Raw genomic sequence first — 16,689 nt, forward strand, 5'->3', positions numbered from 1 at the left:
ACCGCCGATTGACGCCCTGACCGGGCCCCGACCGAAGGCCACCACCCGATGCCCACCAGACGCGGCGGCCCCGTCCCCACCCCGGGCGGCCGTTGATGCTCCGCTACCTCACCAAGCGGCTCGGCTACTACGCGGCGCTGCTGATCGCCGCCGTCTTCCTGGCGTACGCGATCTCCGCGAGCGCCCTCCAGCCCCGCACCTACTTCGACGCCAAGGTCCCGCGCCCGTCGGCCGAGTCGGTCGAGCACCAGCTCACCTCACTCAACCTGAACGACCGGACACCGGTGCTGGTGCGCTTCGGCCACTGGACCGGCGGTCTGCTCCACGGCGACCTCGGCCGGACCATCCACGACACCCCGGTCTCCGACGACTTCGGCCGCCGGGTCTGGGTCTCGCTGCGGCTGATGCTGCTGGGCAGCCTGCTGGGCATGCTCCTCGGCGTGGCCGCCGGGGCGTGGAGCGCGGTGCGCCAGTACCGGATCTCAGACCGGCTGCTCACCGTGCTGTCCTTCGTGCTGCTCTCCACTCCGGTCTTCCTCGTCGCGCTGTTCCTCAAGAACGGCGCGATCGCCGCGAAGGACGCGGCCGGCCACGAGGTCGTCCCGTTCACCGGCTACGAGACCCCGGGACTGACCGGCGGACTCGGCGCCCACCTCGCCGACTGGGCGCTGCACCTCCTGCTGCCCACCGTCTCGCTCGCCCTCGGCGGCCTCGCCACCTACAGCCGCTACCAGCGCGGCACCATGCTCGACGTGCTCGGCTCCGACTACCTGCGCACCGCCGAGGCCAAGGGCCTCACCCGCCGCCGGGCCCTGCTCAAGCACGGGCTGCGCACCGCCGTGATCCCGATGTCGACCATGTTCGCCTACAGCTTCCTGGGCATCTTCACCGGCGCGATCTTCACCGAGACGATCTTCGGCTGGCACGGCATGGGCGAGTGGCTGATCCAGTCGATCAACGAACAGGACGTCAACTCCGTGGTGGCGATCAACCTGTTCACCGCCGTCGTCGTGCTCGCCTCCGGCTTCCTGGCCGACACCCTGCACGCCGCCCTCGACCCGCGCGTGCGGTCCTGACCGGAGTGAGCCGAGATGAGTGAGCCGAGATGACCGCCGTCGCCGCCGAACCCACCGACCCCGACTCCCCCGTCGGCCGCGCCGATCCCGCCGATCCCACCGGGCGGCCGAGGGCCACCGGGCGCGGACGGCTCGTCCTGGCCCGGCTGCTGGCCGCCCGCGGGGCCGTCGCCGGAGCCGTCCTGATCCTGCTGCTGTTCGCGCTCGCCTTCGGCGGTCCGTACCTGACGCCCTGGGACTACGCCGCCCCGGACTTCAGCGCGCTGCACCAACCCCCCTCCGCCGAGCACTGGTTCGGCACCAACGGGGTCGGCCAGGACGTGTTCGCGCAGACCGTCCGCGGCCTGCAGAAGTCGCTGATCATCGGCCTGCTGGTGGCACTGTTCTCCACCGTGCTGGCCTCCGTGGTGGGAGCCTGCGCCGGCTACTTCGGCGGTTGGGCCGACCGGGCGCTGATGTTCCTGGTCGACCTGCTGCTGGTCTTCCCCAGCTTCCTGATCATCACCATCGTCTCGTCGCGGCTGAAGAGCGCCGGCTGGATCGCCTTCGTGCTGCTGCTCGCCCTGTTCAACTGGATGATCACCGCGCGGGTGGTCCGCTCGATGACCCTCTCCCTGCGCGAGCGCGAATTCGTGCGTGCCGCACGGTTCATGGGCGTGCGGCCGCTGCGGATCATCAGCCGGCACATCCTGCCGAACGTCGCCTCCTTCCTGATCATCGACGCCACCATCGCGGTCGGCGGCGCGGTGATGAGCGAGACCGCGCTCTCCTACTTCGGCTTCGGGGTCAAGGCGCCGGACGTCTCGCTCGGCACCCTGCTCGCCGCCGGGACCAGCGAGGCCCCGGTGTTCCCGTGGATGTTCTACTTCGCGGCCGGACTGCTGGTGCTGTTCGTGCTCGCCGTCAACCTGGTCGGGGACGGGCTGCGCGACGCCCTCGACCCGACCGCCGGGGGCGCTCCCCGCCGCTCCCGCCGGTCCCCCCGCTCGCGTCGTTCGTGGAGGAAGCAGAAGTGACCACCGCCGTCGAGACCCCGCTGCTCGCCGTCCGGGACCTGCGGGTGGACTTCGTCGGACCGCACGGCCCGGTGCCCGCCGTGCGCGGGGTGGACCTCACCCTGCGGCGCGGCGAGACCCTCGGCATCGTCGGAGAGTCCGGCTCCGGGAAGTCCGTCACCGCACTGTCCGTGCTCGGGCTGCTGCCGGGCACCGCCCGGGTCGGCGGCTCGGTACGGCTCGACGGCCGGGAGCTGGTCGGCCTGCCCGGCAGGGAACTCGCCGCGATCCGCGGCCGCAGGGTCGCCATGGTCTTCCAGGACCCGCTGTCCGCCTTCACCCCGGTCTACCGGATCGGCGACCAGATCGCCGAGGCGGTCCGGGTCCACCAGCCGGTCGACCGGGCCACCGCCCGCCGCCGGGCCGCCGAACTCCTCGACCTGGTCGGCATTCCGGCCCCCGACCGCGCCCTGGACAGCTTCCCCCACGAGTTCTCCGGCGGCATGCGCCAGCGCGCGATGATCGCCATGGCCATCGCCAACGAGCCCGACATCCTGCTCGCCGACGAGCCCACCACCGCCCTGGACGTCACCATCCAGGCCCAGGTGCTCGACGTGCTGCGCACCGCCCGGGAGGAGACCGGCGCGGCCCTAGTCCTGGTCAGCCACGACCTCGGGGTGATTGCCGGGGCGGCCGACCGGGTCGCCGTGATGTACGCGGGCCGGGTGGTCGAGACCGCCGGGGTGGACGAGCTGTTCGCGGCCCCGCGTCACCCGTACACGCTCGGCCTGATCGGCGCGTTGCCCCGGTTGGACGGGCACGGCGGTCCGCTCGTACCGATCCCCGGCGCCCCGGCGCCGATGTCCGAACTGCCGCCCGGCTGCCCGTTCGCCGCGCGGTGCCCGCTGGTGGAGGAGCGCTGCTCGGCGGCGGAGCCCGCGTTGAGCGGGGAGGACGGGCACCGGGCCGCGTGCGTGCGGTCGGCGGAGCTGGCCGGACGGCGGCCCGCGCCCAGCGAGGTGTACCCCGTGCCGGAGCTGCCGCCCGGGCCCTCCGGCGGCGACCGCGCCGGACGGGCGCCGGTGCTGTCGGTGAGCGGGCTCGGAAAAACGTTTCCGCTGCTCAAGGGCACGGTGTTCAAGCGCAAGGTCGGCGAGGTCTACGCGGTGGACGGCGTCGAGCTGGACCTCCGGGAGGGCGAGACCCTCGGCCTGGTCGGGGAGTCCGGCTCGGGCAAGTCCACCACGCTGTTCGAACTGCTGAAGCTGGGCGCCCCCGAGACCGGCCGGATCGAACTGCTCGGCCACGACACCGCGCGGCTCACCCGGGCCGAGGCCCAGCGGCTCCGGGCCGAGCTGCAGATCGTGTTCCAGGACCCGATGGCCAGCCTCGACCCCCGGATGCCGGTCGGCGACATCGTCGCCGAACCCCTGCGCGCCCAGCGCGCCCCGCGCGAGGAGATCGCCCGCCGGGTGCCCGAGCTGCTCCGCCAGGTCGGCCTCGATCCGGAGCACGCCGCCCGCTACCCGCACCAGTTCTCCGGCGGGCAGCGCCAGCGCATCTCCATCGCCCGGGCACTCGCCGTCCGGCCGAAACTGCTGGTCCTGGACGAACCGGTCTCCGCCCTGGACGTCTCGATCCAGGCCGGCGTGCTCAACCTGCTGCAACAGCTCAAGGCCGAACTCGGCCTGTCCTACCTGTTCGTCTCGCACGACCTCTCGGTGATCCGGCACCTCGCCGACCGGGTCAGCGTGATGTACCTCGGACGGACGGTCGAACAGGGCGAGGTCTCCGCCGTCTTCGACCACCCCCGCCACCCCTACACCCGGGCCCTGCTCTCCGCCGTCCCGCTGCCCGACCCGGCCGCCGAGCGCGCCCGCGACCGCATCCTGCTGGCCGGCGACCCGCCCTCCCCCACCGAGCGCCGCACCGGCTGCGCCTTCCGCACCCGCTGCCCGCTCTACGCCGGGCTCCGGGACACGGCGGCCCGGGAACTCTGCGAGCGGGAGCGGCCGACGCTGGACGACCGGGCGGGGGTGGACCACGGGTTGGAGGTGGACCACGGGGCGGCCTGCCACCACCCGCAGTGACCACGTGGCGTGATCGCCCGAATGCGATTCGGCGGATCGGGCCGGCGGCGTGTACTGTCTTCCACGTCAGCAGGCGCCGCTAGCTCAGTTGGTTAGAGCAGCTGACTCTTAATCAGCGGGTCCGGGGTTCGAGTCCCTGGCGGCGCACATGGCAAGGTCTCAGGCCGTCCACTCCGGTGGGCGGCCTGAGGCGTTTCCGAGGTGGGTAGGCCTCGGGTCGTGACTCCGTACCAGAGCCCCTCGCCGGGCGACAGCCGACCGCTGGCCGAGGAACTGCTGCTGCTCTGCGCCGAACCGACGCGCGGACTGCTGCGGATCCCCGGCACCACCTTCCCCACCGCGATCACGGGAGCCGTGCTCGCCGAACTGCAGCTCCGCGGCGCGATCACCGTCGAGGGCCGCCGGATCACCGGCTTCCATCCGCTGGGCGACCACGACGAGCTCGCCGCCCGGGTGCTGGCCGAACTGGAACGAGCGGGCAAGAACCAGCACCGGGCCACCCTGGACCACGTGCTCCGCAGGGTGCCGCACCGCACCGACCCCCAGTACTACCTGGACCGGCTGACCGGGCAGGGCGTGCTCACCGTCCGGACCCACCGCTTCCTCGGGCTGCCCTACCGCCGCTGGACCGCTGTGCCGCCGGACGCCGGGGCGCTGATCGCCGAGCGGGTCGCGGCGACACTGGCCCGGACCGCCGTCTCCGGCCCCACCAGCCCCGCGGAGGAGCGGGACCACCAGCTGGCCGGCCTGATCGGCGCGGTCCGGCTGGAGTACCGGATCTACCGGGGAACGGCGGGCACCCCGACCCGGCGCGCGGTGCGACGGCTGAGCCGGAGCCTGCCGGTCGCCCACGCCGTGAAGCAGGCGGTGGCGCGGCGGACGGCGGCGGCGAGCGGGTGACGTGACGGCCCGGCCCGTGTGCCGGCGCGTGTGGGTCCCGGCTCGTGGTTCGGCCCGTGGGGGCGTCGGCTCGTGCCTCAGCTCGTGTCGAGGACGGCGGAGGCCACCGCGTCGGGGCGGTCGAACATCACCAGGTGCCCGGCCGGCGCCGTGGTCCGGTAGTCGGCCCCGAGCAGCGTCGCCAGTTCCCGCTGCCGGGCCAGCCAGGACTCGGTGCGGCCGGTCCGGCAGCCGTCGTCGGCGGCCAGCACGGTGACCGGCAGGTCCTCGGGCAGCGGCCGGGTCCGCCGCAGCTCGTCCAGCTCGGCGGCCACGTCCAGGTAGCGCCCGTTCTCCCGCAACAGGGCGCGCAGCGCCCGGCCGGTGCGGTAGCAGTGCCGGACCAGCGGCGCAGGGGCGAGGTCCTCGCGGCGGACGGTGGACAGCCGGGCGGTCACCCGGCGGGCGGTCGGGCCGAGCAGGTAGGGCACGGCGAGGGCGGTCGCGGCGCCCGCCAGCGCCCGGGCCGCCCGGTCGCGCGCCGCGGGCGCCGGGTACGGGCGGGGCTCCGGTTCGACGCTGCCGTCGACCAGGACCAGCCTGGCGGTCCGGTCGGGGTGCAGCCGGGCGAAGGCCTCCACGTGGAAGCCCGCGAGCGAGTGGCCGACCAGGGTGCAGGGCCCGCCCAGCCCCAGGCCGTCCAGCACCGCGCGGATCCGCTCGGCCTCCCCGGCCGCCGTCGGCGCGGGGCGCCCGGTCGCGGGCTCGGCGGCGCTCAGCCCGTAGCCGGGCCGGTCGAAGCGGACGACGGTGCGGTAGGGGGCGAGGAAGGGGACGACGAGGTCCCAGTCGAACCAGCTGCTGCCCAGACCGCCGGTGAGCAGGCAGACCGGGCCGCTGCCCTCGGTGCGGACGTGCAGCGGGACGCCGTCGATGCGCAGGAAACCCACCCCGGTGCCGGAGCCGGTGGCGAACAGTTGGGCGCCGACCAGCCAGGGTCCGAGCCGGCGTACGGTCGTCCGCTCGCGGTGGTGCCAGAGGTGGGGGCTGGGCACGCTTCCACCCTAGCCGCCGGCCGAACTCCCCCCAAATGGGAGGAAACGGGCGCCCGGAGTGCCGGGTGGGGCCGCCGCGGTTCGAGGCACCCTCCGGGACCGTGTATTGTTTTCCAGGTCAGCAAGCGCCGCTAGCTCAGTTGGTTAGAGCAGCTGACTCTTAATCAGCGGGTCCGGGGTTCGAGTCCCTGGCGGCGCACAGACAGTTGGGGAGCCTCTCGCAATAGCGAGGGGCTCCCCGATTTTTTGGCCTTTGATGTCCGTTTTATGTGTGATGTCGGTCTCGATTGCCGTTCCGCTGGAGCCATTGGGCCCGCCCTGCTCGTCCAGGGCAGTAAACCGGAATCGGGACAAAGGTCCCCTACCGCCGATGTCCCCGTCTGTGCAGGCTGGCCCGGTCCGCCCGCAGGAAAGGCCGCGCCTTGTTCCGAAACGCCCAGAGCGGCCGGCCGCCGATCGGCCTCCGGCCGGTCAAGCGACTCAAGCGCTCCACCACCACGGCGCCCGGCGGCGGGAAGCCGCGCCGCCCCAGGCGCACCGGCTGGCGCCGGCTGATACCCACCTGGCGAATGACCCTGCTGGGCTTCGCCGCCGCACTGCTCCTCGGCGTCGGGCTGTTCGCGCTGGGGGTCGCGCTGGTGAAGGTCCCGGACGCGCACGCCGCCGCGATGGCCCAGAGCAACACCTGGCTGTACGCCGACGGCTCGGTGATCACCCGCACCGGCCAGACCAACCGGCAGAACGTCGGCCTGGACAAGGTCTCCCCCGCCGCCCAGCACGCCGCGCTGGCCGCCGAGGACCGCAACTTCTACAACGAGGGCGCCGTCAACGTCCAGGGCCTGGTCCGGGCCGCTCTCAACACCGCCAAGGGCGAGGGCACCCAGGGCGGCTCCACGATCACCCAGCAGTACGTGAAGAACACGTACCTGGACCAGAAGCAGTCGATCACCCGCAAGGTGAAGGAACTCTTCATCTCGATCAAGGTGGACGCCACCGAGAGCAAGGACGACGTCCTCTCCGGCTACCTCAACACCTCCTACTACGGTCGCGGCGCGTACGGCATCCAGGCCGCCGCCCAGGCGTACTTCGGCGTCGACGCCTCCGCGCTCAACCCGGCCCAGGGCGCCTACCTGGCCACCCTGCTGAACGCCCCGAGCGCGTACGACGTGGCCACCGCGACCCCGGCGGGCAAGCAGAACGCCGTCAACCGCTGGAACTACGTCATGGACGGCATGGTCAAGGAGGGCTGGCTCTCCGCCGACGAGCGGTCCAGGACCACCTTCCCGGACGTCAAGGACCCACAGCCCAACCCGGGGCTGTCCGGCCAGTCCGGCTACCTGGTGGACGCGGCCACCCAGTACCTCACCTCCAACGACGTCATCAGCGAGACCGAGCTGGCCAAGGGCGGCTACACGATCAAGCTGAGCATCGACCCGAACCGCCAGCAGGCCCTGCAGGACGCCGTCCAGGCGCAGCTGCACGACACCCTGAACCCGGACAAGCGGAAGAAGGACGCGGCCGCCCAGGCCGGCGCCGTCTCGGTGGACCCGAAGACCGGCGCGGTCGTCGCCCTGTACGGCGGCGTCGACTACGTGAAGCACTACGTCGACAACGCCACCCGGCGCGACTACCAGGCCGGTTCGACCTTCAAGGCGATCGCCCTGGCCGCCGCCTTCGAGAACAACGCCAAGACCCAGGACGGCCGGACCGTCACCCCGCACACGATCTACGACGGCACCAGCGGCCGCAAGGTCCGCGGCGGCAAGGGCACCCCGTACGCGCCGCCGAACGAGGGTGACAGGAGCTACGGCCAGATCAGCCTCCAGCAGGCCACCGACTGGTCGGTCAACTCGGCCTTCGCCCAGCTCGCCCAGGACACCGGGCTGCAGAAGGTCAAGGACACCGGCATCGCGCTGGGCCTGCCCGGCAACACCCCCGGGCTGGACCCGGTGCCCTCCATCCCGCTGGGCGCGGCCACCCCGAGCGTGTTCGACATGGCCGGGGTGTACGCCACCCTGGACAACGGCGGCAAGCAGATCACCCCGTGGCTGGTGCAGTCGGTGGACCGCGGCGGCGAGTCCGTGGCACTGCCCGCGCACAAGACCACCCAGGCGATCAGCGCGGACACCGCCAACCAGGTCACCTCGATGCTCCAGGGCGTGGTGAGCGACCCGGGCGGCACCGGCTGGCGGGCGAAGGCGCTGGGCCGTCCGGCGGCGGGCAAGACCGGCACCACCGACGACCAGAAGTCCGTCTGGTTCGTCGGCTACACTCCCGAGCTGGTCACCTCGGTCGCGCTGTTCGGCCAGGACCCGGGCACCGGCGCCCAGGTCAGCCTGAGCGGCGTCGGCGGGATCGACGGCGCGGCGGGCGGCCAGTACCCGGCCCAGATCTGGACCAGCTACATGAAGGCCGCCCTCAAGGGCCAGCCGGTGAGCGACTTCCCGACCCCGGCGGACGGCGAGGACTCCTCGGGCGCCACCGACCTGCCGACCGTCCCGAGCACGCCGAGCAGCACCCCGTCGACCGGCAGCGCCACGCCGAGCACCGGCACGGGCGGCCAGCAGGGCAACAGCTCCGGCGCGAACTCCTCGGGCGGCTCGGGCTCGGGTTCCGGCTCGGGTTCCGGTTCCGGCTCCGGCTCGGGTTCCGGCTCCGGGTCCGGGTCCGGTGCCGGCGGGAACGGCACCGGGACGACCACCGACCAGGGCGGTCAGCCCACCACCCAGCCCACCTCGCGGCCCACCGGCCGGCCGACCTCCCGGCCGACGCCGACCACCCAGCCGACCACCGGCCCCACCGGTCAGCCGACCACCCAGCCCACCGGCGGGACGGACGCGCTCACGGGGGCCGGGGCCGGGGGCTGATCGCCCCTCCCGGCGACGTCGTTCCATGCGAGCCGGATCACCGACACGGGTCGGTGGTCCGGCCCGTGTCCGTGTCGGTGGTCCGGCCCGTGCGCGTGTCCGGCCCGTGCGCGTGTCTGGCCCGTGTCGGTCATCGCGCCGTTGCGGACAGTTGAGACCAGGACCAAATGCCGAAATGGCGCCTTACCGAAGCATCGGTGCGGCTGCCACAATGCGCCAGTGCACAGATCAACGGCCTCGCCCACCCACCCTTCGGGCAGAACCCTCGGCCTCGGCCTCGCTCTGGTCTCGGCCTTCGCGTTCGGCGGCTCCGGTACCGCGGCCAAGCCGCTGATCGAGGCCGGGCTCTCCCCCCTGCACGTGGTCTGGCTCCGGGTGACCGGGGCGGCCGTGGCCCTGCTGCCGATCGCCTACCGGCACCGGGACGCCGTCCTGCGCCGCCCCGGCCTGCTGCTCGGCTTCGGCCTGCTCGCCGTGGCCGGCGTCCAGGCCTGCTACTTCGCCGCGATCTCCCGCATCCCGGTCGGGGTCGCCCTGCTCATCGAGTACCTCGGGCCGCCGCTGCTGATCGGCTACGTCAGGTTCGTGCAGCGCAGGCCGATCTCCCGCGGCGCGGCCATCGGCGCGGGCGTCGCGGTGGCCGGCCTGGCCTGTGTGGTGGAGGTCTGGAACGGCCTCAGCTTCGACGCGCTGGGCGTGCTGTTCGCCCTCGGTGCGGCCTTCTGCCAGGTCGGCTACTTCCTGCTGGCCGACGCCGGCCGCCGCGGCGACCGCCCGGTCGACCCGCTGGCCGTCAGTGCGTTCGGGCTGCTGATCGGCGCCGTCCTGCTCACCGTGTTCACCCGGCCCTGGCAGGCCGACTGGAGCCTGCTCGGCGGGTCCGTGGTGATGAACGGGCACACCCTGCCCGCCCTGCTCCCGGCCGCCTGGATGGTGCTGATCGCGACCGTGCTCGCCTACCTGACCGGCGTGGTCTCCGTCGGCTACCTCTCGCCGCCGGTCGCCGGGGTGGTGGCCAACCTGGAGGCCGTGGTCGCCACCGTGCTGGCCTGGGTCCTGCTCGGCGAGCACCTGGGGCTGCCGCAGGTCACGGGCGGTCTGCTGGTGCTGGCGGGCGCGTTCGCGGCGCAGACCAGCAAGCCGCCGACGGTCGAGGCGGGGGCTGGAGCTGGAGCTGAGGTGGGCGCGGGTTCCGCTGCGGGTGCTGCCGGGAGCTCCGTTCCTTCCGGAGCCACCGCTTCCCGTGCCGCAGTGGCGGCCCGGGAGCGGGTGGCCGCCGCCGACCGCGGGGTCAGCGGCCGGTCCAGCCGAACCAGTCGAGGTGACTGACCGGCCACACCACGGCCGACACCGGGCCGACCACGTTGCCCACCGGCACGGCGCCGCCACCCGGGCCCTGCCGGTGCCAGCGGGAGTCCGCCGAGTCGCTGCGGTGGTCGCCCTCGACCCAGACGTAGCCCGAGGGGACGTTCACCGGGCCGAAGTCCATGCCCGCGCAGGAGTCGTCGCCGGGGTGCAGGTACGGCTCGTCGACCTTCTTGCCGTCGACGGTCAGCGTGGTGCCCGCGCACTGGACGGTCTGGCCGCCGGTCGCGATCACCCGCTTGACCAGGTAGTTGTCGTCCTTCGGCGGCACCAGCCCGACGAAGCTCAGCACCGAGCTCACGGCGTTGGTGATCGGATTCGAGTCGACCGGCTGCGGCGGCAGCCAGTTCCCGGGGTCCTTGAACACCACTGGCTGCCCCTGCTGGGGCGTCCAGCCGGTCAACGGCGCGAGCTTGTTCACGCCGACCCGGTCGCCGACCCGCAGGGTGTTCTCCATCGACCCGGACGGGATGGTGAAGACCTGGAACAGGCAGGTCTTGATCAGCAGCGCGACCACCAGTCCGACCGCCGCCATCGCCGGCAGCTCGATCCACCACGGCCGGGGACGGCGCCCCGACCGACGGGCCTTGCGTCCGCGCGATCCACCGGCCCGACCGCGGGCCTCGGCCCGGCCCCCGGGCCCGTCCCCCTGGATCCGCCGGCCGTCCGTACCCTGCCGGGCGTACGGGACCTGCTGGGTGTACGGGGCATAGGGGCCCTGCTGGCCGTACGGGGTGTCCCGGGCGGCTGGTACGCCGGGCTCGGCGGGTTCGCTGGGAGCACCGCCGGGCGTTTCGGGCAGGTTCACCGCCATGGTCGCTGCTCCACCTCTCCGGCTGGGGAAAGTTGCACGCTACGCCAACCGGGGAGCCTCACGAAATCCGGCGTTTAGCCGCGTCCGACATCGCGGTCCGCAGGGTTCCGGTGCCGGGCGCCGTCCTCAGCTCCCTCAAGCGCGGGCGATGGCCTCGTGGTGGCGGATCACCTCGGCGATGATGAAGTTCAGGAACTTCTCCGCGAAGACCGGGTCGAGCTTGGCCCCGGCGGCCAGCTCCCGCAGTCGCTTGATCTGGTCCCGCTCCCGCGCCGGATCGGCCGGCGGCAGCTTGTGCTCGGCCTTGAGCCGCCCGACCCGCTGGGTCGCCTTGAAACGCTCGGCCAGCATGTGGACGACCGCGGCATCGATGTTGTCGATGCTCTCGCGCAGGCTGGTCAGCTCCGCCCGTACCGCGTCGTCGGTCCCCTCGGTCACGTCGGCGTCAGGGGTCGTGGGCTGGTCCGTCATCGGGTCGGCTCCCGGTGTCTGGGGTGGGCGCCCGACCGTACGGCGGCCGGGCTCGGGCCCGGGCAAATCTAACAGGGCACCCGGTCCCGACCGGCACCGTTCGGGGGAACCGTCCACCATCCGGACAGCCCGCCGGACCGCCCGGCGCCCGGCTCCGCGACGTGGCTGCCCGTAGGCTGGTGCGTGCATGACCGGAAGTGACGACTCAGCAGTCCCTCAGCACTGGAGGAACCGATCGTGGCAACCACCCGCACCGCCCGCACGGCCTGGGAGGGCGACCTCCTCCACGGCAAGGGGCAGGTGACCTTCGCCTCCTCCGGGATCGGCGAGTACCCCGTCTCCTGGCCGGCCCGCGCCGAGGAGCCCAACGGCAGGACCAGCCCCGAGGAACTCATCGCGGCCGCCCACTCCGCCTGCTTCTCGATGGCCCTCAGCAACGGCCTGGCCAAGGCCGGCAACCCGCCCACCAAGCTGGACACCCGGGCCGACGTCACCTTCCAGCCCGGCACCGGCATCACCGGCATCCACCTGACCGTCACCGGTGAGGTCCCCGGACTGGACGAGGCCGGCTTCGTGAAGGCCGCCGAGGACGCCAAGGCCAACTGCCCGGTCAGCCAGGCGCTGACCGGCACCACCATCACCCTCACCGCCGAGCTCGCCTGACCGACCGCTGCCTCCGGCCCGTCCGCCCCCGGCCCGTCCGGGGGCGCACCCCGGCCCCGCCCCGGCGCACGACCAGCGCCCGGGGGCGCGGCTTCGGCGCACGCGCTCCGGTCGCACCTCATGTGATGTGCACCGAAGGCGTCTGAACGTTCGCCATGCATGTTCACAAACGGGGCGAATCACCCTGGCGGCGGTCACCGCGCGTTGTGGTCGCGGCCTATGATCGGCCGAAGCGCCCTGTTCTTCACCCGGGTCCCCGCGCGACAGCGCCCCGCAGCGGACCGACTCCGAGGACCCCGACAGAGTGCGGAGCCGGCCGCCGGAATCCCGACCGGCCAGGCAGACCATCGTCAAGCGTCAGCAGCGGACGGGAGCATGCCGTGCCGGGCCAGAACGAGGGGGCCGACGCACACCACCCAGGCGTGCGGCACAAGGAATCGTCACACCACCGCCACCTCGCCGCGCCGGTCCTCGGTCCGGCGCGGTCGGTCGGACCGGCTGCTCCTCCGGCCTCCGCGTCGACCTCCCCGCCCACGTCGTCGGCTGCGGCCCCGAGTGCGTCCCCGAGTGCGTCCCCGGCTGCGGCCTGCGGCACCTTGGAGGATCCGGGCGTACTGCTCTGCCCCACCTGTTCGGCCCCGTTGGCCGACAGCGCACACTCGGGGTCCGGTGGGGCCCCCGGCCGGGAGGACGGCGACGACCGGCTGCTGGCGGCACTCCGGGCCAGCGAGTCCCGGTTCCGGGCCGCGTTCTGCGACGCCGTCATCGGCATGGCGCTGATCGACCCCGAGGACCGGATCATCGAGGTCAACCCCGCCTTCGCCTCCCTGATCGGCCGTGGCGTCGGCGAACTGGTCCGCACCCACCTGCACGAGATCATCGACCCGGAGGGCATGCCGCCCAGGCTGTTCACCGCGCTCGTCCACAGCCAGCGGGAACGGTTCCGCGTGGAGAAACCGCTCAAGCACCGTGAGGGCCACACGGTCTGGAGCAAGGTGACCGTCTCGCTCATCCGGGACCCCGCCGGGAAGCCGCTCTACACGCTCGCACTGGTCGAGGACATGACCGAGCAGCGCCGGCTCGGCGACCGCCTGGAGTACCAGGCCCTGCACGATCCGCTGACCAGGCTGCCCAACCGGACCTTCTTCTTCGAACGGCTGGACGCCGCCTGCCTCCCGGGCACCGAGGACCGCGGGAACCGCGGAGGTTCCGGCCGACCGGTGGCGGTAGCGGAGGAACGGCGGGTGGGTGTCTGCTACCTCGACCTCGACGGCTTCGCGGCGATCAACGAGACCCTCGGCCACCACATCGGCGACGAGCTGCTGATCGCCGTCGCCACCCGGCTGCGGCGCGGGCTCTCCGAACGGGACGCCCACCTGGTCGCCCGGATGGGCGGCGACGAGTTCGCCGTCCTGGTCACCGACAGCGTCGGCAGCGAGCAGCTGACCGCGCTGGCCGGGCGGATCCTGGAGGTGCTGGAACGTCCCTTCGACGTCGCCGGGCACCGGCTGGTGGTCACCGCCAGCATCGGCGTCGTCGAACGCTCGGTGCACGAGACCACCCCGACCGACCTGGTCAAGGACGCCGACTCCACGCTCTACTGGTCCAAGGCGGACGGCCGTGCCCGCTGGACCCTCTACGACCCCGACCGGGGTGCTCACCAGCTCACCCGCCAGCTGCTCGCCACCGCACTGCGGCCGGCCCTGGAGCGCGGCGAGTTCACCATCGAGTACCAGCCGCTGGTCGGCCTGGCCGACGGCGCGGTGCACGGCGCCGAGGCCCTGGTCCGCTGGCGCCACCCCCGCTACGGGACGCTCTCCCCCGACCGCTTCATCCCGCTCGCCGAGGAGTCCGGCGCCATCGTGCCGCTCGGCAAGTGGGTGCTGGAGGAGTCCTGCCGTCAGGCCCGGCAGTGGCTGACCGAGTTCCCGGACACCGAGACCTTCGTGAGCGTCAACCTGGCGGCCCGCCAGATCTGGGACTCCGACGTGGTCGCCGACGTCGCCCGGGCCCTCGACAGCGCCGGCCTGCCCGCCCGGCTGCTGCAGCTGGAGATCACCGAGAGCGCCCTGCTCGGCCCCGGCGGCCGCCCGCTGCAGGCCCTCCAGGCGCTCGCCGACATGGGCGTGCGGATCGCGATCGACGACTTCGGCACCGGCTACTCCAACCTGGCCTACCTCTCCCGGCTGCCGGTGCACGTGCTGAAGCTCGACGGGACGTTCATCGAGGGCTTCCGCGACCCGGCGCCGCCGACGGCTGGGCACTCCGCCGCGGCAGCGGTTGGGGGTGGAGGTGGGGGTGGGGCATCGGGCGCGTCCCCCGCCACGTCCTCCGCCACGTCCTCCGCCACGTCCTCGGCTACGTCCTCGGCACCGGCGGAGCGCCCGGCCCTCCCGGAGCTCCACTCCCGCCGCCGCGACGCGGACGAGCAGATCGTCGGCGCAATGGTCCAGCTGGCCCACACCCTCGGCCTGACCGTCACCGCCGAGGGCATCGAGAGTGCCGCCCAGGCCGAGCGGCTCCGGCTGACCGGCTGCGACACCGCCCAGGGCTGGTACTTCGCCCGCCCCGGCGAGGCCGAGCTGGTCGCGGCGATACTCCGGAAGGGCCGCCCCGCCCCCATCCACCGCTAGGGGCGGGGGCGTCACCGAGGTGGTGCGCAGACGGTCGGGGCGGGGCCTCGGCCGTCAGGGTCTGCCGTCAGGCCGTCGAGGTCAGGCCGCTGCCGTGAGGCCGTCGCCGTCAGGCCGTCGCTGTCAGGCCGTACGCCTCGGCGATCAGGCCGTAGGAGCGGAACCGGGCCTCGTGGCCGTGGATGTGCGAGGTGACCATCAACTCGTCCACCCCGGTCCGCTTGCGCAGCGCCTCCAGGCCGTCCGCGACCTGGCCCGGGGCGCCCAGCACCACGTTGTCGAGCCAGCTGTCGATGAAGTCCGCCTCGGCCGGGTTGTACGGGTACTCCTCGGCCTCCTCCGGTGTCGGGATCGGGCCGGGGTTGCCGCGCCGGAGCCGGAGCATGCCGAGGGCCGCGGAGCGGGCGAGGCGGCGGGCGGCGGTCTCGTCGTCGGCGGCGACGGCGCTCACGCCGATCAGCGCGTACGGCTCGCTGAGCACGGCGGAAGGGCGGAAGGACGTCCGGTACAGGTCCAGCGCCGGAATGGTGTTGGCGCTGCTGAAGTGGTGGGCGAAGGCGAACGGTAGGCCGAGGTGGCCGGCCAGCTGGGCGCTGAAGCCGGAGGACCCGAGCAGCCAGACCGGCGGACGGCCCTCGCCCCTGGGGACGGCGGTCAGCCGCTCGTACGGGTGGCCGGAGGGGAAGTCGCCGTCGAGGAAGTGGGTCAGCTCGGAGAGCTGCAGCGGGAAGTCGTCCGCACCCTCGGCGAGTCCGCGGCGCAGCGCGCGGGCGGTGGCCGGGTCGGTGCCGGGGGCGCGGCCGAGCCCGAGGTCGATCCGGCCGGGGTGCAGGGCCTCCAGCAGGCCGAACTGCTCAGCAATGGCCAGCGGGGCGTGGTTGGGGAGCATGACCCCGCCCGAGCCGAGCCGCAGCGTGGTGGTGTGGGCCCCGAGGTGGGCGAGCAGGACGGCCGGGGTCGAGCTGGCCACACCGGGCATGCCGTGGTGCTCGGCCACCCAGAAACGGTGGTACCCCCACTGCTCGGCCCGGCGGGCCAGTTCGGTGGTGGCGGCCAGGGCCTGGCCGGGCGTGTAGCCGACGCCGACGGTGGCCAGGTCGAGGATCGAGAGCGGAGCGGGTGCAGTGCCGCGGGCGGTGCCCCGGATCGCCTCACCGGTCCCCGGTCCGGTTCGGTGCTCCTGCTGGTCCTCGGTGGTCATGCCGTCCGCCCTCCTGGCTGTCCTTGGTCCGGCTCTCCTCCGAGCCGGCCGTCGTGGGCGGCCGCGGGGTCTCGGACGGCCCGGCGGTCGCTGCTGCCGACGGACGTCAACCACGGTCGCGGGCTCGCTGTTCCCGGGCTGGCCGCCCGATGCGGACAGAGCCGGATCGGGCGGCCGGAGGCGCGCTCCGGGCGTGGCGGGGTGTGCGGTCCAGGTTCGGCCCGGGGGCGGGTCGGGTTCGTACGAGGGCGGTCGGGTTCGCGCGGGGGCGGTCGGGTTCGCCCGGGGGCGGTCGGGTTCGCCCGGGGGCGGCCGGGGCACGGCCCCGACGGTTCGGGCGGGCGAGTGGGCCGACCGACCGTTCGTATGACGGAAAGCCAGCAGCCGGTCACCGCTGGCGACTTCACGCCAGGGTCGCAAAGTCGCCAGCCGGAGCGCTCGCGACCGGCGGCCGGCTTCAGGCAGGGTGGTGATCAGGAACGGGGCACCGAGCGGGTCCATGTTCCGCAGGCAAGATCGTCGGGCTGGACCAGTGCCGCACGATCCCTGCGAGCCCCCGGCGCGGCACCCCGCCCCGGGG

The 16,689-nt window shown here is 73.4% G+C and carries 12 protein-coding genes and 2 tRNA genes; 10 read left to right on the top strand and 4 right to left on the bottom strand.

Annotated features, from left to right (window positions below; all coding sequences use genetic code 11):
* Positions 1-95: 95 nt before the first annotated feature.
* The 5 genes from HS99_RS08160 to HS99_RS08180 all read left to right on the top strand — a co-directional run bounded on the left by HS99_RS08160 (position 96) and on the right by HS99_RS08180 (position 5,061).
* On the top strand, positions 96-1,076 hold the full coding sequence (locus HS99_RS08160) for an ABC transporter permease (RefSeq protein WP_030290053.1): 981 nt from the start codon (positions 96-98) through the stop codon (positions 1,074-1,076).
* A gap of 29 nt (positions 1,077-1,105) precedes the next feature.
* A complete protein-coding gene (locus HS99_RS08165) occupies positions 1,106-2,092 on the top strand; it encodes an ABC transporter permease (RefSeq protein WP_046386477.1) in 987 nt (328 codons plus the stop codon).
* A complete protein-coding gene (locus tag HS99_RS08170; protein ID WP_030598336.1) occupies positions 2,089-4,161 on the top strand; it encodes a dipeptide ABC transporter ATP-binding protein in 2,073 nt (690 codons plus the stop codon). Before HS99_RS08165 ends, HS99_RS08170 begins: the two co-directional genes overlap by 4 nt.
* Before the next feature lie 73 nt (positions 4,162-4,234).
* Positions 4,235-4,308: transfer RNA gene (locus tag HS99_RS08175), tRNA-Lys, on the top strand.
* Positions 4,309-4,380: 72 nt separating this feature from the next.
* Positions 4,381-5,061, top strand: a complete 681-nt coding sequence (locus HS99_RS08180) for a GOLPH3/VPS74 family protein (RefSeq protein ID WP_050366773.1) — start codon at positions 4,381-4,383, stop codon at positions 5,059-5,061.
* 77 nt (positions 5,062-5,138) lie between these two features.
* Here HS99_RS08180 and HS99_RS08185 read toward each other — a convergent pair whose 3' ends face one another.
* Complete coding sequence (locus HS99_RS08185) at positions 5,139-6,095, bottom strand: alpha/beta fold hydrolase (protein WP_305953104.1); 957 nt, start codon at positions 6,093-6,095, stop codon at positions 5,139-5,141.
* A 125-nt stretch (positions 6,096-6,220) separates the two neighbouring features.
* Here HS99_RS08185 and HS99_RS08190 point away from each other — a divergent pair.
* The 3 genes from HS99_RS08190 (at position 6,221) to HS99_RS08200 (ending at position 10,291) form a co-directional block, all read left to right on the top strand.
* Positions 6,221-6,294: transfer RNA gene (locus HS99_RS08190), tRNA-Lys, on the top strand.
* 223 nt (positions 6,295-6,517) lie between these two features.
* Positions 6,518-8,962, top strand: a complete 2,445-nt coding sequence (locus HS99_RS08195) for a transglycosylase domain-containing protein (RefSeq protein ID WP_050366772.1) — start codon at positions 6,518-6,520, stop codon at positions 8,960-8,962.
* A gap of 219 nt (positions 8,963-9,181) precedes the next feature.
* On the top strand, positions 9,182-10,291 hold the full coding sequence (locus tag HS99_RS08200) for an EamA family transporter (RefSeq protein WP_078867679.1): 1,110 nt from the start codon (positions 9,182-9,184) through the stop codon (positions 10,289-10,291).
* Here the strand turns inward: HS99_RS08200 and lepB are convergent.
* Complete coding sequence (gene lepB, locus HS99_RS08205) at positions 10,254-11,141, bottom strand: signal peptidase I (protein ID WP_050366771.1); 888 nt, start codon at positions 11,139-11,141, stop codon at positions 10,254-10,256. The genes HS99_RS08200 and lepB overlap by 38 nt on opposite strands.
* Positions 11,142-11,276: 135 nt before the next feature.
* On the bottom strand, positions 11,277-11,612 hold the full coding sequence (locus tag HS99_RS08210; protein ID WP_030290065.1) for a chorismate mutase: 336 nt from the start codon (positions 11,610-11,612) through the stop codon (positions 11,277-11,279).
* Between the two features lie 237 nt (positions 11,613-11,849).
* On the opposite strand from HS99_RS08210, the gene HS99_RS08215 reads away from it, so the two are divergent.
* The gene (locus tag HS99_RS08215) at positions 11,850-12,275 is read left to right on the top strand and encodes an OsmC family protein (protein ID WP_030290066.1); all 426 of its coding nucleotides are present in this window, start codon (positions 11,850-11,852) and stop codon (positions 12,273-12,275) included.
* 641 nt (positions 12,276-12,916) lie between these two features.
* The gene (locus HS99_RS40825) at positions 12,917-14,908 is read left to right on the top strand and encodes a putative bifunctional diguanylate cyclase/phosphodiesterase (protein ID WP_051835617.1); all 1,992 of its coding nucleotides are present in this window, start codon (positions 12,917-12,919) and stop codon (positions 14,906-14,908) included.
* 109 nt (positions 14,909-15,017) lie between these two features.
* On the opposite strand, the gene HS99_RS08225 is transcribed toward HS99_RS40825, so the two are convergent.
* Complete coding sequence (locus tag HS99_RS08225) at positions 15,018-16,109, bottom strand: LLM class flavin-dependent oxidoreductase (protein WP_030290068.1); 1,092 nt, start codon at positions 16,107-16,109, stop codon at positions 15,018-15,020.
* Between the last annotated feature and the right edge of the window lie 580 nt (positions 16,110-16,689).

The organism is Kitasatospora aureofaciens (assembly GCF_001188955.3).
Lineage (GTDB): Bacteria > Actinomycetota > Actinomycetes > Streptomycetales > Streptomycetaceae > Kitasatospora > Kitasatospora aureofaciens.

Coding starts and splice junctions, on each gene's coding strand:
- HS99_RS08160 (WP_030290053.1), top strand. CDS start 96: ATGCTCCGCTACCTCACCAAGCGGCTCGGCTACTACGCGGCGCTGCTG.
- HS99_RS08165 (WP_046386477.1), top strand. CDS start 1,106: ATGACCGCCGTCGCCGCCGAACCCACCGACCCCGACTCCCCCGTCGGC.
- lepB (WP_050366771.1), bottom strand. CDS start 11,141: ATGGCGGTGAACCTGCCCGAAACGCCCGGCGGTGCTCCCAGCGAACCC.
- HS99_RS08210 (WP_030290065.1), bottom strand. CDS start 11,612: ATGACGGACCAGCCCACGACCCCTGACGCCGACGTGACCGAGGGGACC.
- HS99_RS08225 (WP_030290068.1), bottom strand. CDS start 16,109: ATGACCACCGAGGACCAGCAGGAGCACCGAACCGGACCGGGGACCGGT.